This is a genomic window from Rhodococcus sp. MT28, from assembly GCF_058792695.1.
This window is the reverse complement of the sequence record NZ_JBXAFD010000001.1, coordinates 1407570-1432525: the sequence shown is the minus strand read 5'-3', so window position 1 is coordinate 1432525 and position 24956 is coordinate 1407570. Positions and strand designations below refer to the sequence as shown.

Genomic DNA, 24956 nt, shown 5'->3' with positions numbered 1-24956 from the left:
TTTTGTCACAACGCTGATGCCCAACCGGCGGTGTCGTTCTCACCCGGGATTGCCATCAGGCCGTGCCACAGTTCGAGGATCTCGAACCATTCTGTCTCGGATCGGCTGAGGGGACGGACGGATTCGTAGCCGGCGCGCAGGCTCTGCCGTACCGCGATCGGTGTCGGTCGCCAATCGGTGAACAGGGTGCCCAGATAGACGCTTGCCTTGGCCAGGTCGCTCACCCGGTGGTCGATCACCACGTCGTCGAAGTCGAGTACTCCGGTGGTCCGAGAGTTTCGAGTCAAGATGTTGGCTGCACGGAAGTCGTTGTGTACCAGTTGAGTTTGGTCATCGAGCTCGGACGCACGCGCCAGGAGGCCCACGAACCTACGCGTTGCCTCAGGCGCGAACCCGCGGTCGAAATTCTCGAGCCAACCACCGATGCGCTCCTTCAACCCGGTGCTGCGCGACGAGAAAACCGATCCGTCGACATGGGTGGCGCCGAGCGTTCGGTGTATTTCTGCCAGACATGCTCCTGCCGAACGGACCGCCACGCGGTCCTGCACGTCCAACCAATCTCCCGCCAACTCCGGCAGTACGGTGAACGACACTGCGCACGAAGGCCCTTCCAGTGTTTCCCGGTCCAGCAGTGTTTCCCGGTCCAATCCGTTCAGGGAAGTGATTGGCGACGGAACGGGCGCACCCTGCCCGGCGAGTGCGCTCAGCAGTCGCGTCGACGCCTCCAGGTTCGCGAAGCGCTCTGTGGCGCGCGACCACTTCACCACCAGCCCACCTCGGTCGCTCGCAACCCACACAATCGCGTTCTGGTCACTGATCGCCATTCGCGAGCACTCGAGGGCCGTCAATCCCCAAGTCTGCTCGAGTACCGCCGAGACCCAATGGGTGGCTGCGCCGAAGCTGTTGAATCCGAATCGCTGCTTCAGAGCGGCTTCCGACTCCACCGACTCCCAGAGCATGGACAACCCGAGTGGCAACATGCCGTTCGACTCTAGTGGGGGAAGTTCGAATCGAGGTGTCGATCTCGGAAGCACCCGAAGACGCCTTGGCGACAGCTGCAGTTCAGCCGCCTTGACTCAGTTCGCTGAAGATCAGGTTGGTCTGGGTATTGGCGATGGCCGGATCGTTGAGGTGCGCGCTGACGAAATCGCGAAGCCGAGTGGGGGATTCACACGACACGTGCACCAGGAGATCACGGTCCCCACTCATCAGGAACACTCGCTGAACGGAATCCAATCCGCTCAGGTGCTCGGCAATTTCCGTCATCCGACTTCTGGCGTGGGAGTGAATCAGAATCGACACCATCGCCGAGATCTCGAGGCCGAGTAGCTCGAGGTCTATGTCTGCGTGAAACCCCTTGATGACGCCCGATTCGCGTAGAGCGCGCATCCGCGCCAGAGCGGTCGACGGCGCTATCCCGACCTTCTCGGCGAGTGCGTTGTTGGGGATGCGTGCATCCCGGACGAGTTCGCGGAGAATCGCCGTATCGACGTCGTCGAGCCGAACATGATTCGGCCGAGCTGCGGCAGCTGCCCGTTCGATCGCATTTATCATCCGATTTCTCCCTGCCGTCGCGAAAATATTCAGCATCTATTGACCGCGCCCGTCGATGATCCTAGCTTTTGCCAAACACATCGAATTATCAAACGGTCGAGATCTACACAGTCGACTGTTGCGACGAAGGGGTCTGGATGCTTCCGAGGATCGGCCGACACGCGGGCGACGGACACACGGGCGACTGGAGGGCACGGTTGATCGACATCAGCCCGCCGATCTCCGAATCGACGCCCGTGTGGCCAGGCGATACCGCCTTCACCCGCGCTGTCACGTCCGACCTCGGCGGCAGTGACGCCGTCACCATCAACCGAATCACCACCACTCCGCATATCGGTGCTCACGCCGATGCGCCGGCGCACACTCGCATCGACGGCGCGACCATTGGTTCCGTTCCCCTCGAGCCCTATCTCGGCGAAGCACTGGTGGTCGACATGACGGGGGTCGACGGTGCCGCCTGCATCAGGCCCGTCGAAGAGACGGTGGAGCGACTCGGCGGCCATCTGCCGCAGCGGCTGATTCTGAGGACCTACCCGAAGTACCCGCGCGAGTGGGACAACGACTTCGCCGGTGTTTCTCCGGAGCTGACCCACTGGTTCGCCGACCGCGGTGGAGTTCTGATCGGAATCGACGGCGCCTCGTTCGATCCGATGGACAGCAAGACCATGGACGGGCACCACGCGGCAAGCGATCGTGGCGTCGCGATCCTCGAAGGACTTTGCCTCGACGAGGTCGACGAAGGCTACTACGAGTTGATCGCACTGCCGCTGAAGTTCCTCGACCTCGATGCCAGCCCGGTACGCGCCGTGCTCCGGACTCTGCCTTCATCACTTTCAACGCCGACACATGCAGGAGAAGAATCGTCATGACATCGACAACCACCCTTTCGTTGGAAGACTGCGTCAAGGCCGACGCAGTGGATCCCCTGAGGGAGTTCCGCCGCGAGTTCGCGATTCCGGAGGGCGTTCTCTACTTCGACGGAAACTCGCTCGGCGCGCGTCCCATTGCCGCACAGGAATGCGCCGCGAGAGTGATCGGCGACGAGTGGGGCAACGGCTTGGTTCGCAGTTGGAACGAGGCTGGATGGTTCGACCTCCCGGTCCGCCTCGGTGACAAACTTGCCCCGTTGCTGGGAGCAGGTGAAGGCGAAGTGGTAGTGACGGATTCGACGTCGATCAACCTGTTCAAGGCATTGGCCTCTGCGCTGTCCATCGCGGCTGCTCAGGATCCCAGCCGGAAGGTGATCGTCTCCGAGCGCGACAATTTCCCCACTGACCTCTACATTGCGGAGGGCATCATCTCGCTGCTCGATCAGGGATACGAACTACGCCTGATCGACCAACCGGGCGACCTCACCGAAGCAGTAGGACCGGACACCGCCGTAGTGATGTTGTCGCACGTCAACTACCGCACCGGAAACCTGTATGCGATGACGGAAGTCACTGCAGCAGTGCAGGAACGTGGCGCCCTCATGATCTGGGATCTCGCACACTCGGCCGGCGCCGTCACTGTCGATCTGAGCGGTGCCGACGCCGACTTCGCGGTCGGGTGTACGTACAAGTACCTCAACGGTGGTCCGGGTTCGCCTGCATTCATCTGGGTCAACCGTCGCCATCAGAACACCGGAATCCAGCCGCTGTCCGGGTGGTGGGGGCACGCGCGACCGTTCGCGATGGAGTCGGCCTACGAACCCGGCGCAGGAATACGGCGCTTTCTGAGTGGTACTCAGCCCATCACGTCGTTGTCTCTCGTCGAATGTGGTCTTGACGTCGCGCTCAAAGCTGACATGGCCGACATCCGCAGCAAGTCGCTCGCGCTGGCCGATCTCTTCATAGACCTCGTCGAGGAGCGTTGCGCTGATTACGGTTTGCAGTTGATCACGCCGCGCGAACACGAGCGTCGTGGATCGCACGTGAGTTTTGTTCATCCCGAGGGCTATTCCATCATGAAGGCTCTCATCGCGCGGGGCGTCATCGGCGACTACCGCGAACCCGGAGTGCTGAGGTTCGGTATCACTCCGCTCTATCTCGGATACGCCGACGTGTGGAACGCCGTCGACGTGTTGCGAGACATCCTCGAGAACAAGTCCTGGGATCGCCCCGAATTCCGCGAGCGCGACGCAGTCACCTGATTCTTCCAAGTTTCCGCGGACCGGGAGGTACCGCCTTTCGCAAGGAGCTTTCATGAGTGATTTCAAAAACATTCAGCAGCGAGAATCAGGTCTCAAACGCGAACTCGGCCCCAAGCAGATGAGCATGATCGCGCTCGGCGGTGCAATCGGCACCGGACTCTTCCTCGGCAGTAAGTTCGCCATCGGCTTTGCCGGCCCGAGCGTCATCATCAGTTACGCGATCGGCGGGTTGATCGCCCTCCTGCTGATGGGTGCCCTCGCCGAAATGACTGTTGCACATGCGACATCAGGTTCGTTCGGTGCGTACGCAGAATTCTACGTCGGACCGTTGATCGGCTTCCTCGTTCGCTATCTCTACTGGTCATGCATCGTCCTCGCGGTCGGGACCGAGGTCACCGCGATCGGTGAATACATGCAGTTCTGGTTCGCCGACGTACCGTCGTGGCTGTGGATCGTGTTGTTCTCCGGAGTGCTGATCGGCGTGAACATGTTCAACGTCAAGGCCTTCGGAACGATGGAGTATTGGTTCTCGACGATCAAGGTCTTCGCGATCGTGGCGTTCATCGTGATGGCAGCGTACGTCGTGTTCGGTAGCGGAAACCCGGACTACGGATTCCACAATTACACGGCCGGTGGCGGATTCTTCCCGAATGGTTTGTCCGGCATGTGGTTTGCCGTGATCGTATCGATCTTCAGCTACTTGAGCATCGAGATGATCGCCATTGCGGCCGGTGAGGCGGAAAACCCGGCAGTGGCGGTGAAGAAGGCATTCCGTGTGACGATCGTCCGACTGTTCGTCTTCTACATCGCAACGCTTGCCTTGATTCTGGCAATCGCTCCGATGGACAAGATATTGAGCGGCGGAAGCCCTTTCGTCACGGTGATGCAGGTCGTGAAGATTCCGGGCGCAGACAGCGTGCTGAACTTCGTGGTGATCATTGCCGCGCTGTCCGCGATGAACAGTCAGCTGTACGTGTCTTCGCGAATGATGTTCTCGCTCTCCCGTGCTGGTGACGCGCCGGCCATTCTCGGCAAGGTCAGGGCCAACGGCTCACCGGTCAATGCCTTGCTGCTGTCGACGTCGGGTATCGCCGTCGCAACCATCGTCTACGTTCTCTTTCCCGAGCAGGCATTCACCTTGATGATCTCGCTGTCGATGTTCGGGGCAATGGCGACGTGGCTGCTGATCTTCGTGACGCACTGGTTCTTTCGCAAGCGGATGGCGAGCGAAGGACGGACACTCTCCTTCACGATTCCGTTCTTCCCGGTGGGGACGATACTGGGAGGTGTCCTCATGGTCGCGATCCTCGTCACGACGTTGTGGGTCGAGGATTTCAAGATGACCTTGGTGTTCGGAGTACCGTTTGTCCTCGCCGTGATCGGCATCTACTACTTCACCCGCTCACGTCGGGCACAGAGTCGAGCGGTGACGGCTGAGCAGGTTCAGGACGAGATCACCGGCACGGTGGTCAAGCGGGTGCCCTGACTCGCGCTGGCAATCAAAGGGTTTCGTTGAAGAACTCCATAGTGCGGGTCCAGGCGAGGGCAGCAGAATCCGGGGCGTAGTGGCTGGTCGAAGTGTCGTTGTTGAACGCGTGGCCGGCGTCGGAATAACGGTACACCCGGGCGAGATCGGACGCGGTTGCGCGCAATTGCCCGACGCTCTCCGGCGGGATACTCGGATCGAGGTCGCCGTAGTGACCGAGCCACGGGACCTGCAGTTGCGCTGCAAGTTCGGTGCCTGCGGCAATCCCATCCCATCGGGCTTCTGCAACGCCGCCACCGTAGTACGTGACAGCGGAATCGACGAGGGGTACGGCGGCACACCACAGGGATGCGGTGCCGCCCATGCAGAATCCGAGGGAGCCGACTTTGTCTGCTCCCTCGGATCGGCTGTAGTCGACGGCGGCACGTACGTCGTGGCCGATGCTTGTGCTGTCGAGTGCCATGAGCGCATCCTTCGCGGACGGGAAGTCGGTGAAGGAGGTCTGTGCGCCGCGGTGGTAGAGATGCGGGGCGACGGCAAGGTAGCCGGCATCGGCGAGGCGTTCGAGGATGCTCTCGATGTGTTGGTTCACGCCCCACGCTTCTTGGAGAACCACCACCGCATGCTTCGGTTCTCCTGGCGAATCCGGTCGGCTGACGGTCAGCGGCACGTCGTGTGTGGTCGTCGTGAAAGTTCCCATATCCAGACTGTAGGCGAGCCCAGACTGTAGACGGACCGTCGAACTAGACTCGTCAAATGTTGAGTTCCGCCGTTCCGCCGATCAGCCTGGGCAGTTGGCCGACGCCCGTCGAACCTGTGGCGCGTTGCGCGCAGGCACTCGGATTGGGGCCGGAAGATCTGTGGATCAAACGTGACGACGTCACCGGCCTGGGCGGTGGCGGCAACAAGATCCGAAAGCTGCAGTACACCTGCGCTCAGGCTTTGGCCGTCGGCGCGACGACTCTGATCACTACCGGTGCACCGCAAAGCAATCACGCTCGCTTGACTGCGTCGGCAGCAGCCCGTTTGGGATTGCGTTGTGTGCTGGTGCTCGGTGGTGCCGAGCCGGAATCCGCGCAGGGAAATCTCGTTCTGGATGCACTCGCGGGCGCTGAGATCGTCTGGGCCGGTGGGGACACGGCATCCGCGCTCGACGCCGCGGTGCAGGCCGTCGCGGACTCGGGCGGTGTACCTTTTGTCATTCCCTTCGGTGGTACCAGCGCGGTGGCTGCGCAGGGATACGTGGACTGCGCACGCGAGATCGAACAGCAACTCGCCGGCGTCGATCGCGTCGTGGTTGCACTCGGATCGGGTGGAACGATGGCAGGCCTTGTCGCGCATCTGGGCGTCGACAGAGTTGTGGGCGTCGACGTCGGGGCTGTTGCCGACCCGGTGTCGACTGTCGCTGGGTTGTTGGACGGTGTGCCTGGTCCGACCGTGCGAGCCGCAGATCTTCAGATCCTGCGAAACCAAGTTGGACAAGGATATTCGACGCTCACGGAAGCATCAGCCGGCGCGATCCGATGTTTGGCTCGTACTGAGGGCATCTTCCTCGACCCGACGTACACCGGCCGAGCCTTTGCGGGATTGATCCAACTCGTGAAGGACGAAGCCATCACGGCGGGATCAAAAACGGTCTTCCTGCACACCGGTGGGTTGCCTGGCCTGTTCGGACATCCCGAACTGTCGACGCTGCGGTGAGCGAGCAGATCGACTACCCGCTCAGCAGTCCGCTCGACGAACTGTCCGAGTGGCAACGCGTCGTTCGACCGCTGCGCGTCAGTGCCGACGGGTACTTGCGGTTGGCGACCAATCGGCTGGCCGTCGATTCCGACTACACCTGGGAGATGCACCGCCACAGCGATCACGAATTGCTGTGGGCGATCGACGGTGTTCTCGAGGTCCGTACTCCGGAGACTGTGTACACGGTGCCGAGCGGAGTCAGTCTGTGGATCCCGTCCTTTGTTCCCCACGAGGTGACAGCGCGCAGCGGCACAGAATTGTCGTGCACGTGGTTGGTGGCATCCGATGTGACCGGGTTGGATCGTGTGGTGGCCTTGTCCACCCCTCCGCTGCTCGAACAAGTACTCGATCACCTCACCCGAGACGACCTGACCGACGCGGCTCGTCGACGAGCCGAGGCGTTTGCCATCGACCTCGTCGAACCTGTTCCGCGACTGATTTTCGATGTACCGCTGCCGACGACGCCGTGGCTTCGGCAGATCGCAGATCAGTTGGTCGCCAGCCCGGCCGACACCCGATCGGTCGAGGAGTGGGCCACCGACGCGAAGGTCAGTACGAGGACTCTCACACGAAGGTTTCCGGCCGAGACCGGATTGACCTTCTCGGAATGGCGTATGCGATTGCGGGCTCATCACGCGATGCAACTTCTGGCACTCGGTCGAAGCATCTCGTTTGTGGCGCGGAAGACGGGTTTTCGTTCCGAAAGCGCGTTCGGTGCGGCTTTTCGTCGAACGATGGGCGTGACACCGGGGGAGTTTGCAAGCCTGATCGATCATCCGCGCGCGCCAATGACCGATTGGCTACAGGACTAGTCCGAACAGCGACTCAAAGCATCTCGATCGGACTTGTGCCGTGCCGCAGAATGAACTTAGGGTTGGCTAAACAATCACCCTGTAGGAGTTCTGCGTGCGCGCAATTCGATCATTTTCTTTCGGTTCCAGAGTCATTGCAGCGGCGGCGGTTGCCGTCGTAGGTGCGATGGTGGTGACCGGCTGTTCCTCGTCGTCGGCCGACTCCGAGCAGACGGACGTCCGGACCGTCGCGTCGGCGTACGGGGACATCGAGGTTCCGGTTTCACCTGAGCGCGTCGTCGCCGCGTCGTACGACACTCCTTGGCAGCTCATGTCCCTCGGAGTGAAACCGGCTGCTGTGCAGGACTACGGCAAGTGGATCAGTGAATTCACGCCGGAGCAGCAGGCCTTCGTCGACGGGCTCCCGACCATCGGGCCTTTCGGGGAAATGAACTTCGAAGCGATCGCTGCGGCGGATCCCGACATCATTGTCGGCGACGCCGACGAGGTGGACCAAGCGGCGTTCGACCGTCTGTCCGGCATTGCACCCACCGTCATCGTCAAGGGAGAGAGCCGAGGCGACTGGAAGAAGATCACCACCGAGCTTGCTGAGGCAATTGGCAAGACCGACGTGCTCGAGTCGACGCGGACTGCTTACGAAGAGAATCTCGAACGTGTCCGTGGCGAGTACGCCGACGTGATCGCGACCAACAAGTGGATTCACATTTCACTCGGAGACGCGCCCGGCGCTTTCTCGGTTCAGCAGCCCACCGGTGCGATCGGCAATTTGGTGGTCAACGAACTCGGATTGGCGTACGGGCCCGGTGTTCCGACCAATTACACCGATGCCGGATACGCGTCCTATCCGATGGAGCAGTTGGCCGACATCCTGAACGGCGTGACGGTCGTGCTGTATCCGCTGAACGCGGACGGGTCGACCAGTGCGGCGGTTCAGGCGGTCCTCGACGACAACCTCTTCACGAGGCTGCCGGCGGCGCAGGCCGGGCACGTCTTCGGATTGCAGTCGAGCGTCACAGACTTCGTGACCGCGAACGGTTGGCTGAACGAAGTGAAAACGAAGGTGTTTGCAACGCTCTGACGCTTGCTCACCTTTTCACTGCGTGCCCGCAACTGACCAGTTGAGGGCGCGCAGTCTTTTTGGTCGCCACTACGAGCGGAAATCCTGTCCTCTGCTTATGATTTCTGTCACTGCCGGTTACCGTTACTTCGACGAGGGCGACGCGGTTCGACCTTGCCTTGGCAGGGATCATCGATCCTCGGCGACGTGCGGAGGTGGTCGCCATCCCCGCAGATCCGTGGGGTATTTTGTCCGTATCTACTGTCGGGGTGAGCAGTGATGTGCGGGGGAGTTTCTGGTGAGTACAAGCGCTCGTGCCGTCTTTCGAGCAGGGCGCTCTGGATTTCGGGAGCATACCCGTCCGGGCATTAGTTCTGGTTTGCTGAGCGTGAACGGTGCGTGGGGCGAATCGTTCGAGGGGACGAAAGGCGAGATCGGCGAATGACAGCGACTTCCGACGCACGGCGTACCGAATCGAACGCTGTCCAGAACACCGACTCGCCGTCCGGCGAAAATCCGCGCTGGCGCGACCGCAAGAGGTACCTGTGGCCGCTCGGATTGCTGATTCCACTCAGCCCGTTCATCTCCTGGTTTCTCGTCGACAACCTTCGTCTCGGATTGTTCTGGGCGACCGGCGCGTGGCTACTGGTCATCGTCATCCCGATCATCGACATGCTGGCCGGTGAAGACGGCGAAAGTCCGCCGGACGATGCGATCCCACGACTGCAGAAGGACCGCTACTACCGCTGGTGCACTTACGCGTTCCTCCCCTTGCAATACGCCGGTCTGGTCTTCGCCTGCTGGTGCTGGATCAACGCTCCGATGGGAATCGCGGAGAAGATCGCGATGTCGTTCACGGTGGGCGTCGTCGCCGGCGTCGGTATCAACGCGGCCCACGAGCTCGGCCACAAGAGCGAGAAGATCGAACAGTGGCTCGCGAAAGTGGCGCTTGCGCAATCTCTCTACGGGCACTTCTACGTGGAACACAATTTCGGCCACCATGTGCGTGTAGCTACTCCGCAGGACCCGGCCAGCTCACGGTTCGGTGAGAGCTTCTGGAGGTTCTTGCCACGAAGTGTGTTCGGCGGGCTGCGTTCGGCATGGCGCATCGAGAGCGCTCGACTCCAGAGGAAAGGCAAACGAACCTGGAGCTTCGAGAACAATATTCTCAACGCTTGGGCGATGAGTGTTGTCCTCTTCGCGACGCTGATCGGTATCTTCGGTTGGGAGGTCGCGCCCTGGCTCCTGCTGCAGGCAGTTGCCGGATTCACCTTCCTCGAAGCCGCGAACTACCTCGAGCATTACGGCCTGCTGCGTGGCAAGCGTGCCGACGGCTCGTACGTTCGCTGCAGCCCCGCTGACAGTTGGAACAGCGATCACGTCGTGAGCAATCTGTTTCTCTACCAACTGCAGCGGCACAGCGATCACCACGCCAACCCGAAGCTGCGGTACCAAAGTCTGCGTAGCGCGGCCGAAGCGCCGCAACTTCCGGCCGGCTACGCAGTGATGATCGTGATCGCGTGGATTCCACCGCTGTGGCGCCGGGTGATGGATCAGAGATTGTTGGACTACTACGACGGCGACACAGAACGAATCAACGTCGGCTGATCACGTAGCCCTCTCTGAACTGTTCGGAGTTGTCGTCTCAGCGACCGTCGTCCCACACGGTGTTGCCGCTTGCAGTCGTCGACGGGTAGTCCTGGACGGCGTCCCAATGCTCGACGATTTTGCCGTTCTCGTCGAATCGGAAGATGTCCATCGAGCCGCTGCCGGCCGTTCCCCCACCGGACGAAGCGAAGGTCTGAACAAAGACGAAGTCGCCCTCGGCTACCGTCCGTGGAAACTTGGTGGCCTTGTCTCCGGTAACGGGTTCGATCCCGGCCAGTGCGGTGACAAATGCGTCCTTGCCGTCAGCGAACGAGGGGTTGTGCTGGGTGTAGGTCGGACCGACCAGCTGGTCGGCAGCCTCGGTGGCTTTGCCTTCGTTGAAGGCGAGCTGCAGGAACGTCAACGCGTTGGCCGTGTTGCGCTCCAAGACTTCTGACGACTTGGACGGCGACGAGGTGGGTCCGTCGAACATCGTGTTCGGATTCGCGGACGTTTCCGGCACGTCTTGAATGGCATCCCAGTGTTCGACGATCTTGCCGTTGTCGACGCGGAAGATGTCGAACACGGCCTGGCCGCGGTCGCCGGGTGCAGACGTGGTGTGGGACTGGAGGGCAACCAGATCGCCCTCGGCGAAAACGCGAGTGATCTCGGCATGCAATCCGGGTGTGGCCTCGACGTAACCGCCTATGCCGCTGACAAATCCAGCTGCCCCATCGGCGGCGGTGGGGTTGTGTTGGATGTAGACGTCGCCAAGGTATCGGTCGGCGGCTTGCTGAACCTGACGGCCGTTGAACGCCAGTTCGTAGAAATCCGTGACGATGGTCTTGTTGGATTCGAGTTGATCGCCCTTTTCGGCAACAACGCTCGTGGACGTCGTAGAACTGCTGGGCGTTGCGGATTCCGCGTCGTTGGAGCACGCGGTGAGCAGGAGTGCGGCGGCAGCGGGAACAGTCATCCAGGCTGCGCGCCTACGAAGGTTGCTCATATTCAGTGTGCGACGGTGAAACGCTGGCGACGGTGTGCCGGAGTCTCGATCTCGTCGACAAAAGCGTGTGCGTAGTCTTCTCCCGCGATGGCGGAGTTGCCCTCGGCGTCCGTCAGGAGGATGTCGCCACCCACCTGGAAGGATCCCTTCGGAGCGATGCCGGCATGGGCGCCGAATGCCGCGGCCGGGCTCACGTAGAACCAGTCGACATTGCTGTCGGTCGCGCGGAGCGCATCGAGGACGTCGGCGTGAGCGAGTGCCTCACCCTTGTATGCGTCCGGGAAGTCGGGGGTGTCGACGACGCGTGGCCCACCCTCGGAGACCAACAGGCTGCCGGCGCCACCGACTACGGCAATGCGAGCACCGTTGCGAGCGGCGGCATCTGCGAGGGGAGTGACGGCGTCGAGCAGGCGCTTGCCGTCGATCTCGCGAGCGGGGATGGCAACGACAACGACGTCGTTGTCTGCCGTGATCTGCTCCACGATCGTGTTGTCGTGAACAGAACCCTGCACGACATTCGTGTCGGTTCCGGACTGCGCGCTGCGAGCGACGACGGTTACCTCGTGGCCGCGTGAAGCGGCTTCTTTCGCGATTGCGCTTCCTGCAAAACCGTTTCCACCGAATACTGCGATCTTCGACATGGGGTGTGCCTTTCCTTGATGTCGTCGTTGTGCTTGTAGTAGTAAATTTATTCACCCCGAGGTGCATTGTCTCGGTCAGATGCGGGCATTCCTTGGTGAAAAACAGACATCATGATGACGATGGGCCGACTGCTTCGGGTCGACGTTGCGAACCGTAGGGTTGGTACATGACTCTCACCGCCGACAACAATGCAGGTCCAGTGGCAATCGAGCGCTCGGACGTCGAAGCTGCGCGGACTCGTATCGCAGGACTGGCGCGGCGTACTCCGATCTTTCGCACTGCGCTACCGACGCCACAGGGTGAGGTACCGGTTCTGTTCAAGCTCGAGTACCTCCAGCACGGCGGTTCCTTCAAAGTGCGCGGCAGTCTCAATGCAGTGGAACGAGCGGTCGCCGACGGCACCATGCCCGATGCCGGCGTGGTGATCGCGTCTGGCGGCAACGCTGCAATCGGGGCCGCGTGGGCAGCGCGGCGACGAGGACTCACCTGCACAGTGGTGGTACCGGAGACAGCGCCTGATGCCAAGGTGAAGGCTCTCGGAGAGTTGGGTGCAACCGTTCACAAGGTAGGCGACCGGTATGCGCTCGCTGCTGCCGCTGCGGCGGACATCGCACGCACCAGCGGTGCGCTCGAACTGCATGCCTACGACCTGCCCGACATCGTCAGTGGGGCCGGCACCATCGCTCTCGAGCTCGAAGACGACGCATCCGGACCGATTACGTATTGCGTTGCAGTCGGCGGCGGCGGATTGGTCTCTGGAATCGTCGCGGCGGCTCGTCCCGAAGATCACGTGGTAGCCGTCGAGCCGACCGGGGCTGCCACCTTGCGCACCTCGCTCGATGCGGGGCGTCCGGTGGATATCGAAGTAAACAGTATCGCCGGAGACTCGTTGGGGGCTACACGAATTGGTGCCATCGCCTGGGAGACACTGCATGAGAGTTCGGTAGACAGTGTTGTGGTCGAAGATGATTCGATCCGGCAAGCGCGGGCATTCCTGTGGCGGGAGTTCCGGATTCTGGTGGAGTTGGGAACCGCAGCAGCATTGGCTCCGGTTCTGAACGGAACGGTGTCGCCGCCGTCCGACGGTGAACTGTGCGTGGTTCTATGCGGAGCCAACACACATCCGACCGACCTGTAATTTCAGCGTATTTGTTTGCCTGCGTGTGAGAAAGTCGCAGGTGGGTACCTCTCGCAGTATGAGTACCAGCAGCATTATCTGGATAATTGTTGCCGTGGTCGTGGTGATAGCGATCGTGGCCGCACTCCTGTGGGTGGCGCGAAACAGGCGTGACGAGCGTCGTCACATCGAGGCAGAACAGATCCGCGAAGACGTCGCAGACAAGTCACTGCAAGTAGGCGAGCGCGAGGCGCGGGCAGAAGAGACAGCAGCCAAAGCGCGCATGGTGCAGGCTGAGGCCGACGCCAAAGCGGCGGAAGCGTCTGCGCTGCAACATCATGCAGCGCAGCATCGGAAAGAGGCGACGAGTTCTCGCGACGAACTGAACCAGCAACGAGATCATGCAGACACGATCGACCCCAAGGTCCCCAACCCCGAAGAACCGCGGTCGACGCCGGATCAGAACCCTCGAAACCCTTGATCTCGAAACACTTGATGCAGGCGTTCGAGGGAAGCGTCTGCCCGTATATGGTTCGACGATCATGATGAATAAAGAATCGTCACCGCACGACCAGAAGAGCGTCGCGTCCACGGCGGCTGACGTCGCACAGAACAATGTCTTCGAGCGCTTTGCCCGTGCCGGATTCGTCGTCAGCGGTGTGGTTCATCTGCTGATCGGATATATCGCGATCCGCCTTGCTCTCGGTGGATCCGGGTCTGCGGACCAATCGGGTGCGATGGCCGAGTTGGCAGGAAAGCCAGGGGGTGTCTTCGCTCTGTGGGTCGGCGTCGTTGCCTTCCTTGCCATGGCGTTGTGGAGATTGGCCGAAGCTGCGTTGGGAAGCTCGTCGTCGCCGTCCTCTGACGACAAGAAGAAAGAGTTCTTCAACCGCGCAAAGGCTCTGGGCATTTCGCTCGTCTATTTCGGTTTTGCTTTCACTGCATTCGGATTCGCCCGCGGTAGCGGGAAGTCCAGCAGCGGTCAGAGTGCGGGGATCACGGCGCGTTTGATGGAGAACACGCTTGGAACTATCGCATTGGTGATCGGCGGGATCGCGATCATCGCCGTTGGTGTGTACCACGTGTACAAGGGCGCGAGCCAGAACTTCCTCGATGATCTGAAAGGCACACCCAGCAACTTCGTGCGCCGACTCGGAACCGTCGGGTACGTCGCCAAGGGCTTGGCCATCGCTGCAGTCGGCATTCTGGTTCTTCTTGCGGTCAACAGTTCCGAACCCGGCAAGTCCTCCGGACTCGACGGAGCGTTCAAGACGCTGGGCGCGCAGCCGTACGGAGTGGCGCTGCTGATCCTTGCCGGATTGGGCATCATCACCTACGGGCTCTACTGCTTCGTGATGGCGCGCTCGACGAAGATGTAGCCTCTGTAGGCAAGTGGGCCTATCCGAATGACCCGGTCTGGAAGCCGACGTCGCTGCCCGACGAACTTCCCGTCGAGCTACCGAATATCGGTCGTTTCGGAACCAGATCATGCATCAGGTTCACGGCTGCAGGGTCGATCATCGCCGCATTTCCACCGTTCGCCAGAATCGTGATCGACCAGCCGCTGTCGGGAACCAGCAGGGTGATGCAGTTGGATCCCGAGCTGTCTCCGTTTTTCTTGGCGAACCGTTGTGGGAAGTTCGGCGTCGGGGGTTGGAGCTGCCACGCCATTCCCATTCCGAATGCAGGATTCTCCGGAGCTTGCGTGTCGATCTGCTCGAGCATCGAGGTCAGGACTGGTTTGAGCGGGTTGTTTCCGTAGCCGAGAGTTGTTGCAGCCCAGATCGACATGTCCTCGGCGGTGCTGACCAGCCCACCCCCGCCTGCGATCGCACCCGTGTTGTTCCACAGAGGCGCTCGTGTGCCGTCGAGGTAGTACGGAACGGCAAGGTCGGTTGCTTTGGTCTCGATCACGGTACCCATCATCCCGAGCGGGTCGGTGATTTCGCGGGCGACTGCCGCCGCGAATGGTGGCTTCTCTTGTCCCGGAATGATTTTGTCGGCCATGAGTGTGCCGAGCAGTCCGAACCCGAAGTCCGAGTACAGCCAGTGGCTACCGGGGGCGAACTCCAAGGCGCCGGCGTCTTGGAGTCCTTTCCAGAGCATATTTCTGGTGTACTTCGCCTTCTCGTCCGTGCACGATCGTGTGGGATCGGCACACCCCGCCGAAAGATTGGGCGGGTCGTCGCTCAGGCCGGAACGGTGGGTGACCAGTTGGCGAAGCGTGATCTCCTCGCCGCCGATGCCTTTCGGCAGCGGGTTGCCATCCGAATACTTGCTCGCCAGGTCGTCCAGTCCGACTTCTCCCCGAGAGATCAGTTTCGCCAGTAGTGAAGCGGTGAAGGTCTTGGTCTCCGAGGCGATCTCGAATTGCGTTCGTGGAGTGACTCTCACGCCGTTTTCGACGTCGGCCTGGCCGTAGTGGTACGTAGTGGTGACACTCGCCTTGCGGTTCTTCTCATCCGGTTTGACGATAGCGAAGGCAAGGCCGGGAACGCCGCTGTTCAGCAGTGTCTCTGCGACGCGTTGCACCGCTTGGGCTTCAGCAGGATCGCCGACCCGCGAACCTGGATTGGGTGCCGTGGGGCCGGCGGCGCCGGCGGTCGAGGAGGTCGCGAGGGTTATGACCGCGGTTGCCGCCAGCCCTGCAACGCTGATGAACTGCCGTCGTGACGTCCGGGCGGACCCTCGATCCTGGTTATCCATTGTTTGCACATTACAACCAAAGTCGACTGGTTTGACTGTTTTGTCGGAATTGCCAAGGTGTGGTCCTTAGACGATGGTTTTGCTAAATCACGCCGCCGTTGACGTAGATGACCTGGCCATTGACCCAACGAGCTGGGCCGGCGAGAAACGCGACAGCCTCCGCGATGTCCGCCGGTGTGCCGAGGCGTTCCAGGGGAGCCAGCTTGGACAGGTTCTCCACTGTAGCTTCGTCTTTCCCGTCAAGGAACAGATCGGTGGCCGTGGGGCCTGGGGCTACGGCGTTGACCGTGATATCGCGTCCCCGTAGCTCTTTCGCGAGAACCAGAGTGATCGCGTCGACAGCACCTTTGGTGGCGGCGTACGCGGCATAAGTCGGAAATGCCAGCTTCTTCACGGAGGTGGAGAAATTGATGATCGCACCACCGCGCCGGACACGTCTGGCTGCCTGCTGGTCGACCACGAAGGTCCCTCGGACGTTGGTCCGATGCATCCGATCGAAATCGTCGAAGTTCAGTTCTGCGACGGTGGAGAGAATCATGATTCCGGCTGCGTGAACGACGACGTCGATGCCCCCGAACTCCTCCTCGACCGTATCGAACAGTGCGGCGACTTCACCTTCGTCGGCGACGTCCGCATGCACCGCTATGGCGCGACCGCCCGCAGCGACGATGGCGTCAGCTGTTTCCTGGGCGCGTTGAATGTTTCCTGAATAGTGCACGGCGACAGCCATTCCGTCGGCGGCGAGCTTCTCGGCAGTCGCTCGCCCGATGCCGCCGGAAGCTCCGGTGACGATGGCGACGCGGGTGATGGTGTCAGTCATGATGTAACTCCTGAACTGGTTTCGGTTGCATCGGACAGCTTGCGAAGCCACTCTCGTAGTAGGCCGACTTCGTTGGCGGAGAGAGAAGTTGAATCTGCAGCGGCCAGTTGGGCGTCGAGAGTAGATGCAACTCTGTTGAGTGAGGTTTCCGGGTGGGCGCCGGATTCGTCGATGATGGACGCGAAGATTCCGTCGCGAACTCGCTGTGACAGCGTCGGATCGGGGTACTGTTCCGGCCTGACGACGAGCATCAGAGCGACGCCCGCATTCGCGGACATCACCATCTGCGTAGCCACGTCGACCGATACGGTCAGAACACCTGCCGCAGCGCATCGTTCGAGAACGGATCGAAGTAGCGCCTGAGCCTGCAGGGCGGTGTCGGCGCTCTGGGCGGAAGGTGAGTGCATCAAGCGGTAGTGAGCGGGATGCGCGAGCGCGAAGGCGGTGTGCGCATCCCAGCCGGCCCGCAGATCGGCGACGGGGTCATCGGAAGGTGTCGCAGCCCGTTTGCCTTCGAGGTATTCGAAGAAGCCCGCCTCGACGACGGCTGCGAGCAGTCCGTCCTTGTCGCCGAACTGACGGTAGAGCGCGGGGGCGCCGACGCCGGCCATCTCGCACACGGCGCGGGTGGATATGTCGCCGTTGGGGGAGGTGTTGAGCAGCTCGGTTGCCGCGGCCAGAATCTTTGCTCTCGAGCTCATAAAAACAACGCTAACAGAATTATGTGATCATCGCTACCGGGGGTGAAGAGGCGCTTTGGTGTGTCGGTGTCCGTTGGATGGACTACAGATACCTAGTCCCAAGTCGTGTTAAAACTCTCTGAGTTCGCCCTGTCGATGGCATGTCCCTGCTCAGGAGCGAAAATTCAGGAGGTTCTACCGGTGAAATACCCTTCGGCTCGGTCAGTCATAGTCTTCGTGTTGGCGATGCTGTGCTTCCCGCTGCTCTCGTGTGGTTCGTCCGACACTCCCGTGACAACAGTTGCGCCCGTGACTGCAACTGTCGAGGCCTCGGCAAGTGATGGGCCCGTCGAGGCTGAAGTTGGCGAGGACGGTGTATCGGTCAGTGGGAAGATCGGTCAGCTCGGTGTCACTGCAACAGCGCCCGCGGGAGTCGCGGATATCGGGACCACGCTCACGCTATCGAGTGGCGTCGGGACGAACCGTAAAGTCTTTCCGGCAGAGTTGGTCTCGACAATCCCGGCGCAGCTCACTCTCGAAGACGGACTGCAGCCCAGGAAGCCGATCACGTTGACCTTCGACTTGTCCGGACAACCCGAGATCGTCCGACAGATCAGCGATTCCGTTCGACCGATCGTCGCGGTCAACTCCGATGATCCTGTCAGTAGTGACCTGCTTCCTGCCGAATGGAACGCGGTGTCGAAATCCGTGACGACTACAACCACTCACCTCAGCAGCTTCCAAGTCCTCCTTACCGACGTCGGGCAAGTGCTCACCGACTCTTTCACTCAGGTATGGGTGGCGAGTGCAGGAGGATCCGATGAATTATGCTCTGAGAAAAGCGAACTCGACCTTGCAGGCATGAAATACACGCTCACTGCCTCTAAATCGGGGGTAGTTGCTGCTTGCCTCCGCGCTGCCGAGGAAGGGATCGCCGTCGACTTTGCCACGAAATCCGCACAATATTACGAAGTCAATTCCCAACCGCCCGGCCAATTCGTGAATCAAGGGCCGTTGCAAGGGACTGATCAACTTGCAGTATTGCTTCGATCCAGTTTAAGTGGCGGGAATTCGGGACTATTGACCCCGAAAGGCGCTGGCACACTAGTGTTACCTGCCGGCACGGCCACGGGAGTCGTCCGCCTCGATGTCGATGCCGCCGCACTACAATTGGAGACGATTCTTACCGGTCTCGACATGTATGGGATCCAAGGAGACGAACTGGTCGATGCATTTCAGGCGACCAAATCTGCCTACGACTGTTTGGTGACGGTATACGAGAGTTTGACTGACCCGAGTAAGGCCAGCGTCGGCGAATTCACCAAGGTGCTCGGCGATCTCGCTCAATGTGGACTTGCCGGGGCGACAGGCGCAGTAGGCGACAGTCAAGGTCGGATTCTGCACAAGATGAGTGTCGTCACGTCCCTGTTCACCGCGCTCCCGAGTCAGTTGATGGCCAATATCACGGGAATCGCCGGCGAAATTAATGGTGACAATCACCTCGAATACACCCTGGAAAGTAGGGGACCTGTCCGCGCGACCTCGACTGCGCCGTCGCCGAACAATACTGGCGCCACTCTCGAACTGATCACGAAGATCACCCCAAACGGATTCGGGTTCACTCGTGGGCCAGATCATTACGAGATTTCGGACGTTCACAAGAACAACGGTCGTTTCTACGTGGACGTCAATTACCACTGGAAGCTGAACCGACCAGAAGGCAGCGACCTCGGATACTGCAGAGCTCACGCGCGAATTACCAACAGTGAGGGAACAGAAATCGCGCGCTACGACGACACCGGATTCAACATCTGCCAAGGGGGCGGAGCCTTCGGTACCAACACCCCTATCTACGATCCTGGCACCTACACTGTCACTGTCGACGTCGAAACTGAGCGCGGTGCAGCTCTGAGCATCGCTCGGGACTTCACCGTCGATCAATGACCGGACGTGTAGATCAGAGCGCGGTGGGCTGGAGTGGTTCTATGTCGGAGGTGCGAGGTCCGAACAGGCCCATAGCCCGGGTGCGAATGGACGGTAGTGCTTCGTGGATGCTCCCGCCGAGACGGTGGAGAGAGTTGAACGAGCGTGATTCCCAAACCGGAAACTCTCCGTCGGTGTCGCGTGATGCTGTGTCCCACAGGAGGGCGTCACCGTTTTCGCTCCATCCGAAAACCTGCAGCGAGTCGGGGAGTGACCAATCGCCGTCGGGTTCGATCATCCAATCGAACTCGTCATCCTGTCCTTCTCTGTAGACCGAATGAAGATGGGCGGTGAGGTTGCGGGCGCGCCCTTGCCAGCCGTCGGCAAATCCGGGAAGGACGGGCGGATAGATGAGCCAGAGTCCGAAGGTCCGCGCCCAACCTGCGTGCCTGATGAATGCGCGATATGAATCGGGGAAGCCCTGCCGGTCGGGAAATCGATAGGAATCCATAAGGGCAAAATCGATATGCGCGAGCGTCGGTCGGCCGTCTACCGTCAGCGCGTTGGTTCCCTGTGCAAACACACGCTCAACGCTAGCAATAGGGGACACCGTGCCGCCCTTTCCGGCTATCGAAGCACGCCGGAATGGGTCACCGAGGCGTGTGCTCGGTGACCTCCGGGTTCAGAGTCGTGTGGTGGAGCGGCGGGGTTTCCGGTCGGGGTCGATGCCTGGTGGTGGGATGAACCAGGGCAGGTGATCGGTGCCCATTCGGATTTCCCATTTGCCGGTGAATCCGGGTTTTCGGTGCATCAGGGTGTGGTGGGTTCGGCAGAGTAGGACCAGGTTGTCCATGACGGTTGGTCCTCCTTTGGCCCAGTGTTTGATGTGGTGGGCGTCGGTCCAGGCGGGGACGCAGTCGCAGCCGGGGAAGGCGCAGCCTTTGTCGCGGGCGATCAGGGCGGTGCGTTGTGCTGCGGTGACAAGCCTTTTGAGTGGGGTGACGTCGAGTGGGGCACCGTTTTCGTCGAGGAGGACGCTGGAGAGCATGCAGTCGCAGGCGATCATGCGGGTGCGGCCGACGCTCAGTGGTCCCATCCAGGGCATGTGGCCGACATCGAGATCTTGTTTGTCGAGATCGTGAAAGTCGAGATCGAGCATGCCGGGATCGTCGTCCTCGGACGGGACAGGTGTTGAGCCATCACTCGTTGTGGCGCATTCACGGTGGTAGGCCAGGTCTTTGGCGTTGATGTGCACGTTCAGGTGTGGGCGTTGGCCGCCGTCGATGCCGGTGGCAGCGTTGTCGAGGTAGCGTCGGATGAGTTCTGCCATGGCGTCTGCGTTGCGTGTGGCGGCGGGTCGTTTGTCGGGTGTGCCGTCTTCGGCGGGGGTGGGCATGGAGAGGTTGGAGAGGGCGGAGAGAAGCATTTCGCCGGTCACTCCGTCGAAATCGCCTCGGACGGCGACTCTTCCGTTGAGGGTGGGGGAGATGCGCAGTTCGTTGCGGTCGGTGTCTTCGCTTGGTGGTGGGTCGTCGGATTCGAACATGTGCTCGAGGACGCTGATGGCGTAGCGCAGTTTGACGGTGGTTGCTTCGGTTCCCGATGCTGCGGCGAGGAGTGTGTCGCGGCAGTACGGTAGTGCGACGTCGGGCATTGCCTTGGGTGGGGATTCGCAGAACGCCACGATCAGTGCTGCGTGCTCGAAAGTGAGGTCACCGGCATCGAATTGGTCTTCGATCTCGGGAAACGACCGTAGCGCTTTTCCCAGGGCTGCGATTCTTCTGCCGGCGGAGATCTGCAGCATGGTGTGGTTCGCGAGCCATTGTCCGGTGCCGCGGTAGCAGAGTACTTGTTCGTCCGGGTTCAACGTCAGGGTGTCGACAGCGGCGACTCGAATGGCTTCCAGGCGAAGGATTTCCGCTGACGCGGTGATGGCGATCTCGCGGACGTCGCTGGGGTGAAGCCGCCACAATCGTCCGCGCACACCCACGGCGGAGTTGTTGACCACGTCGGTGACAGTATCTTCGTCGGTGATGTTGATCGTCATGAGAACCCCCCGTTCCGCCTTCCATCATACTCGAACATACTTTCGAGTCAAGGGCTTTTTCGGGAAGGTGAGGTGGGCCCGGCCGTCGTGATTCTGTTGTTCGAGAACAGGTTCCGTCGCTACTCGACTCGTTGGAGGAAGGGGCGAGGCCAGGCGCCGAGTGCGAGAACGGCGAGGATCGTCTGGACTAGTCCGGTGGTGAAGAAGATGCCCTGCAGCGGCGACCAGGCGAGAACGATGGCGATCTCGACGAAGATCCAGATCATCATGGTCAGGCCGGCGGCCGCGTGCAGGCCCCACGTCAGACGGAACCTGTTGTGCTGAGCGAAGAGCGCGGCGGCCTGGATGCCTCCGACGACAACGCCGAGGAGGATTCCGGGCCAGAAATATGAAGGGAAGACGGTTCCCTCGATCCACTCAGGAGGCAGGCCCATCCCGCCGCCGATCGTCAGGCCCGCCATTCCTACGAGCGCAGAGAGCAGGTTTAGCCACGCGATGGCGGACAGACCGATCCGGAGACCCCGTGGAGGGAGCGATGTGGACGTCATGCCTGACAACGATAGAGAGGGTCAGTCGAGCCCGTCCATGTTCCTGCGCGTTGCCGCGCTGGCAGCGTCGGCATCACCCGCGACGATGGCTTCCACTAGATCTCGGTGGGCAGCGGCTTCGTCGTCGATCGATTCGGGGTCTCGCGCCGCGACGTCGGTGATCACGTCGAGGGCCGAGTTGCGGAGCGTTTCGATGAATGAATCGAACACCATCGACAACACGCTGTTGTGCGCAGCATTCACCACGGCGCGATGTAGTTCCATGTCAGCGTCGACAAATTCTGTTGGTGTCGAAGCATTTTCACGGGCTTCGAGTGCTGCCTGTAGCAGATCGACGTCGGCGGAAGTCCGGCGCATGGCAGCCAGGCGGCCCGCTTCCACTTCCAGAAGTCTGCGTACTTCGTAGACTTCGCGGCGGTCCGAGCGTTTGAGTTCTCTCTCGAGCTCTGTGACCGGTGTCGAGGACATGACGTAGGTGCCGGACCCTTGATGCGAGTAGAGCTGGCCCGACGCAATCAGTGCGCGAACGGCCTCTCTGCCGGTCGAACGCCCGACTCCGAGGAGTGTGCTCAGATCCTGTTCGTTCGGGATTTTGGTCCCGACCGGCCACTCGCCGTCGCCGATGAGGCGCGCAAGTTCGTCCGCGGCTTTCTGTACCAGCGACTGCTGCTTGATCTGGCGCACTGCCATGTGACTGCTCCTGACTGACTCGGTGAACCGCAATGGAGCGGCTCACCGAGTAATACTTCATGTCCTCCGATGAATCTTCAGACTACGGGGCCGTCTTATGGTTTATCGAAGGGCGATGACGTCCAGTTCGCGCTCCGTCTCGTCTTCCGGGTCGAGGCGTCGATCGCGCAACGTGAATGCGATGACGGCGCCGACGAACAGCACTGCAGTTGTCGCCCCGATCGCCATGCGCGGTCCGAAGTGATCTGCCAGGTAGCCGAACAGCGGAGATGCGATGCCTCCCACGGACATCGCGAGTCCGAGCGTCACCCCACTTGCTGTGCCGGGGCGATTCGGTAGGTAGTCCTGCGCCAATGTCACCTGTGGCGCGAAGGGCAGGAACATAGCAAATCCGAGACAGACGATTCCCAATTCGGCAACTGCGACGTGCGGGGCGGCAGCGAGCAGTGCCAGTGAAGGTACCGCAAGCAGGTAGCCGAGTCGGATGGATGCGCGTCGACCACGACGGTCCGCGAGGACTCCTCCCAGTAGCGTTCCGGCCGCTCCTGCCAATGTGAAGGAGGACAACACGATTGCAGCGCTCGAGGACGATCCGTTCAGTGCGTTGAGCACGAACGGTGAGACCAACGACAGTGTGGTCACGTACGGAATTGACCAACAGACCGTTACCAGCACGAGTCGTGTGAACGAGCGCCAATCGTCTGACACGGGACCGTTCGCTGCCAGTTGCGCACTCAACGACTGGGCTGACTCGGCCGCACCCGTGTTGGCCGATCGCGACTGGGCGACCATCCACCAAATAGCCGCCACCACTGCAGGAACTGCGAGTAGATAGCCGCCGGACAAACCGAGTGAGCCAACCACGAGCGTGACAAACGGTGGCGCCAGCGAGGCGCCCAACGTACCGCCCACGGAGAACACGCTCATGGCTTTCTGTGAATGACCTCCAGCCGCGCGTGCCAAATTTGTGGCGGGAGGATGGTATGCGGCGATGCCGATGCCGGCCACGGCAATTGCCAGCCAAGTGACGATGTAGGTGGTGCTCATCGCTGCCACGACAATGCCTGCTGCGGCCGTCACAAAACCTGTGGGTACCAGCCAGTTTCGGCTCTTTCGATCGACCAGCATGCCGAATGCAGGTTGCACGACACTGGATAGTCCGGTCGCGGCGAGCGTGATTCCGGCGACCGCGGAATAGGAATATCCGCGTTCGAGCATCATGAACGGCAACAGCGCAGGCACAGCCCCCTGGTACAGATCGTTCACGACGTGTGTGCCGGTGAGAAATGCAACTTGCCCCTTCTTCATCTCCTTGGGCATCCCTTCGTTCAGGTCTTCAAGTCCTCAGGTCCTCTGAGGACTTGAAAGCTATCACGAACCCGCGGGCGCACGGTTGCGTTGGAGACCTGGATCTCATTCGAGACGACTGACTAACTCTCAGCAGTCGCGGCGTTGCGGGCGGCGAGTTGCGCGAAAGCGTGGGTAAGTTCTGCCGGGCCGACGACATCGATGTCGGTGTCGAATCGGTTGAAGGAGGCTGCCAGCGCCGTCCAAGACCATGATCCGGCTTCGAGACTGCACTGCTCGGGGCCAAGATCTTCGACGATGCCGTCCCCGACAAAGGGAAGAACATAACTGGCTGGTCGATGGAGAACGACCTTGCCGTGGCACGGCCAATTGTTGATATGTTCCGATCCTTTGAAGCGCGCGGAAACGTATTCGCTGACGTCGCCGCCGGGGATTTCCTTCGGCGTGAACCGGGGACCGTTCGGGGTGCGTGGGGTGATGCGATCGGCGCGGAAGATTCGCCAGTCGTCTCGCGCGAGATCCCACGCGACGAGATACCAGCGACGCTTGGAGGTCACCAGATGATGCGGCTCCACTCGGCGCGGGGGTGTTATTTCGCTGTTGTCGGTTGAGTGGTCGTTCGAGTAATCGAAGCGGAACACCTCGCGAGCGCGGACTGCAGCGGAAATCGCTACGAGCACCTCTGGGGACACGGAGTCTGCGTCGCCGGAACCGGCCGAAATCGTGGTGAAACTGAGCGCGTCGAGGCGATGGCGCAGACGCGACGGCATCACTTGCCGCACAGTGGTCAACGCTCGAACCGCATCCTCTTCGATACCGACGCCGGTCAGCGTCGCCGCCTGCAGCGCAACTGCCAGTGCGATGACCTGATCGTCGTCGAACAGCAGGGGTGGCAGCTCGCTGCCGGCGTCGAGTCGGTATCCGCCGTCCGGGCCCATGGTCGCCGCAATGCGGTAACCCATCTCCCGGAGCCGGTCGATATCGCGGCGGACCGTGCGATGGCTGATGTCGAGCCGCTCGGCGAGTAGAGCGCCCGGCCAGTCGCGTCTCGTCTGCAAGAGGGACAGCAGATTCAAGAGTCGAGTGGTGGTCGCCATGC

At 61.1% G+C, this 24956-nt stretch carries 25 protein-coding genes; 11 read left to right on the top strand and 14 right to left on the bottom strand.

Annotated features, from left to right (window positions below; genetic code table 11):
• Nucleotides 1–5: 5 nt before the first annotated feature.
• Entirely contained in the window at nt 6–980 is a 975-nt protein-coding gene (locus AC1Q6C_RS06925; RefSeq protein WP_269610710.1) for a phosphotransferase enzyme family protein, read from the bottom strand.
• An 82-nt stretch (nt 981–1062) separates the two neighbouring features.
• Nucleotides 1063–1554: an Lrp/AsnC family transcriptional regulator gene (locus AC1Q6C_RS06920; protein ID WP_007730865.1), complete on the bottom strand. Its 492-nt coding sequence runs from the start codon at nt 1552–1554 to the stop codon at nt 1063–1065.
• 137 nt (nt 1555–1691) lie between these two features.
• Between AC1Q6C_RS06920 and kynB the strand changes: the two genes are divergently transcribed.
• The 3 genes from kynB to AC1Q6C_RS06905 are packed head-to-tail and all read left to right on the top strand — an operon-like array spanning nt 1692 to nt 5171.
• Nucleotides 1692–2423, top strand: a complete 732-nt coding sequence (gene kynB, locus AC1Q6C_RS06915; protein ID WP_341513801.1) for an arylformamidase — start codon at nt 1692–1694, stop codon at nt 2421–2423.
• The gene (kynU, locus tag AC1Q6C_RS06910) at nt 2420–3685 is read left to right on the top strand and encodes a kynureninase (protein WP_341513800.1); all 1266 of its coding nucleotides are present in this window, start codon (nt 2420–2422) and stop codon (nt 3683–3685) included. Before kynB ends, kynU begins: the two co-directional genes overlap by 4 nt.
• A gap of 52 nt (nt 3686–3737) precedes the next feature.
• Nucleotides 3738–5171 (top strand): amino acid permease, encoded by a 1434-nt coding sequence (locus AC1Q6C_RS06905; RefSeq protein WP_003943087.1) that lies wholly within the window; start codon nt 3738–3740, stop codon nt 5169–5171.
• Between the two features lie 13 nt (nt 5172–5184).
• Here AC1Q6C_RS06905 and AC1Q6C_RS06900 read toward each other — a convergent pair whose 3' ends face one another.
• Nucleotides 5185–5871 carry a dienelactone hydrolase family protein gene (locus AC1Q6C_RS06900; protein ID WP_341513799.1) on the bottom strand — a complete coding sequence of 229 codons (687 nt, stop codon included), beginning with the start codon at nt 5869–5871 and terminating at the stop codon, nt 5185–5187.
• Between the two features lie 56 nt (nt 5872–5927).
• Here AC1Q6C_RS06900 and AC1Q6C_RS06895 point away from each other — a divergent pair, with 56 nt between their 5' ends.
• The 4 genes from AC1Q6C_RS06895 to AC1Q6C_RS06880 all read left to right on the top strand — a co-directional run bounded on the left by AC1Q6C_RS06895 (nt 5928) and on the right by AC1Q6C_RS06880 (nt 10391).
• A complete protein-coding gene (locus AC1Q6C_RS06895) occupies nt 5928–6872 on the top strand; it encodes a D-cysteine desulfhydrase family protein (RefSeq protein ID WP_492666464.1) in 945 nt (314 codons plus the stop codon).
• A complete protein-coding gene (locus tag AC1Q6C_RS06890) occupies nt 6869–7726 on the top strand; it encodes a helix-turn-helix transcriptional regulator (protein WP_050655982.1) in 858 nt (285 codons plus the stop codon). The genes AC1Q6C_RS06895 and AC1Q6C_RS06890 overlap by 4 nt, the downstream gene beginning before the upstream one ends.
• A gap of 94 nt (nt 7727–7820) precedes the next feature.
• Nucleotides 7821–8804, top strand: a complete 984-nt coding sequence (locus tag AC1Q6C_RS06885) for an ABC transporter substrate-binding protein (RefSeq protein WP_030536016.1) — start codon at nt 7821–7823, stop codon at nt 8802–8804.
• A gap of 420 nt (nt 8805–9224) precedes the next feature.
• The gene (locus AC1Q6C_RS06880) at nt 9225–10391 is read left to right on the top strand and encodes an alkane 1-monooxygenase (protein WP_030536015.1); all 1167 of its coding nucleotides are present in this window, start codon (nt 9225–9227) and stop codon (nt 10389–10391) included.
• A gap of 37 nt (nt 10392–10428) precedes the next feature.
• On the opposite strand, the gene AC1Q6C_RS06875 is transcribed toward AC1Q6C_RS06880, so the two are convergent.
• Entirely contained in the window at nt 10429–11376 is a 948-nt protein-coding gene (locus tag AC1Q6C_RS06875) for a nuclear transport factor 2 family protein (RefSeq protein ID WP_492666463.1), read from the bottom strand.
• 2 nt (nt 11377–11378) lie between these two features.
• Nucleotides 11379–12017, bottom strand: coding sequence for an NAD(P)-dependent oxidoreductase (locus tag AC1Q6C_RS06870; protein ID WP_065351516.1), 639 nt, complete (start codon nt 12015–12017; stop codon nt 11379–11381).
• Between the two features lie 167 nt (nt 12018–12184).
• Here AC1Q6C_RS06870 and AC1Q6C_RS06865 point away from each other — a divergent pair, with 167 nt between their 5' ends.
• The 3 genes from AC1Q6C_RS06865 to AC1Q6C_RS06855 all read left to right on the top strand — a co-directional run bounded on the left by AC1Q6C_RS06865 (nt 12185) and on the right by AC1Q6C_RS06855 (nt 14514).
• Nucleotides 12185–13156 (top strand): serine/threonine dehydratase, encoded by a 972-nt coding sequence (locus AC1Q6C_RS06865; protein ID WP_050655983.1) that lies wholly within the window; start codon nt 12185–12187, stop codon nt 13154–13156.
• A 58-nt stretch (nt 13157–13214) separates the two neighbouring features.
• The gene (locus AC1Q6C_RS06860; RefSeq protein ID WP_037130583.1) at nt 13215–13616 is read left to right on the top strand and encodes a hypothetical protein; all 402 of its coding nucleotides are present in this window, start codon (nt 13215–13217) and stop codon (nt 13614–13616) included.
• 61 nt (nt 13617–13677) lie between these two features.
• Nucleotides 13678–14514, top strand: coding sequence for a DUF1206 domain-containing protein (locus tag AC1Q6C_RS06855; protein WP_003943056.1), 837 nt, complete (start codon nt 13678–13680; stop codon nt 14512–14514).
• A 19-nt stretch (nt 14515–14533) separates the two neighbouring features.
• On the opposite strand, the gene AC1Q6C_RS06850 is transcribed toward AC1Q6C_RS06855, so the two are convergent.
• The 3 genes from AC1Q6C_RS06850 to AC1Q6C_RS06840 form a co-directional block, all read right to left on the bottom strand.
• The gene (locus AC1Q6C_RS06850) at nt 14534–15841 is read right to left on the bottom strand and encodes a serine hydrolase domain-containing protein (protein WP_492666462.1); all 1308 of its coding nucleotides are present in this window, start codon (nt 15839–15841) and stop codon (nt 14534–14536) included.
• 82 nt (nt 15842–15923) lie between these two features.
• A complete protein-coding gene (locus AC1Q6C_RS06845) occupies nt 15924–16661 on the bottom strand; it encodes an SDR family oxidoreductase (protein WP_492666461.1) in 738 nt (245 codons plus the stop codon).
• Complete coding sequence (locus AC1Q6C_RS06840) at nt 16658–17362, bottom strand: TetR/AcrR family transcriptional regulator (protein ID WP_042446242.1); 705 nt, start codon at nt 17360–17362, stop codon at nt 16658–16660. Before AC1Q6C_RS06840 ends, AC1Q6C_RS06845 begins: the two co-directional genes overlap by 4 nt.
• 549 nt (nt 17363–17911) lie before the next feature.
• Between AC1Q6C_RS06840 and AC1Q6C_RS06835 the strand changes: the two genes are divergently transcribed.
• Entirely contained in the window at nt 17912–19285 is a 1374-nt protein-coding gene (locus AC1Q6C_RS06835) for a hypothetical protein (protein ID WP_208690166.1), read from the top strand.
• A 13-nt stretch (nt 19286–19298) separates the two neighbouring features.
• On the opposite strand, the gene AC1Q6C_RS06830 is transcribed toward AC1Q6C_RS06835, so the two are convergent.
• The 6 genes from AC1Q6C_RS06830 to AC1Q6C_RS06805 all read right to left on the bottom strand — a co-directional run bounded on the left by AC1Q6C_RS06830 (nt 19299) and on the right by AC1Q6C_RS06805 (nt 24954).
• Entirely contained in the window at nt 19299–19847 is a 549-nt protein-coding gene (locus AC1Q6C_RS06830; RefSeq protein WP_230793204.1) for an SMI1/KNR4 family protein, read from the bottom strand.
• 99 nt (nt 19848–19946) lie between these two features.
• A complete protein-coding gene (locus tag AC1Q6C_RS06825) occupies nt 19947–21311 on the bottom strand; it encodes an HNH endonuclease signature motif containing protein (protein WP_492666460.1) in 1365 nt (454 codons plus the stop codon).
• Between the two features lie 119 nt (nt 21312–21430).
• A complete protein-coding gene (locus tag AC1Q6C_RS06820; RefSeq protein ID WP_225320164.1) occupies nt 21431–21859 on the bottom strand; it encodes a hypothetical protein in 429 nt (142 codons plus the stop codon).
• A 21-nt stretch (nt 21860–21880) separates the two neighbouring features.
• Nucleotides 21881–22549, bottom strand: coding sequence for a FadR/GntR family transcriptional regulator (locus AC1Q6C_RS06815; RefSeq protein ID WP_003939850.1), 669 nt, complete (start codon nt 22547–22549; stop codon nt 21881–21883).
• 102 nt (nt 22550–22651) lie between these two features.
• The gene (locus AC1Q6C_RS06810) at nt 22652–23857 is read right to left on the bottom strand and encodes an MFS transporter (protein WP_042447245.1); all 1206 of its coding nucleotides are present in this window, start codon (nt 23855–23857) and stop codon (nt 22652–22654) included.
• Between the two features lie 122 nt (nt 23858–23979).
• On the bottom strand, nt 23980–24954 hold the full coding sequence (locus AC1Q6C_RS06805) for a helix-turn-helix transcriptional regulator (RefSeq protein WP_218747852.1): 975 nt from the start codon (nt 24952–24954) through the stop codon (nt 23980–23982).
• Nucleotides 24955–24956: the final 2 nt, after the last annotated feature.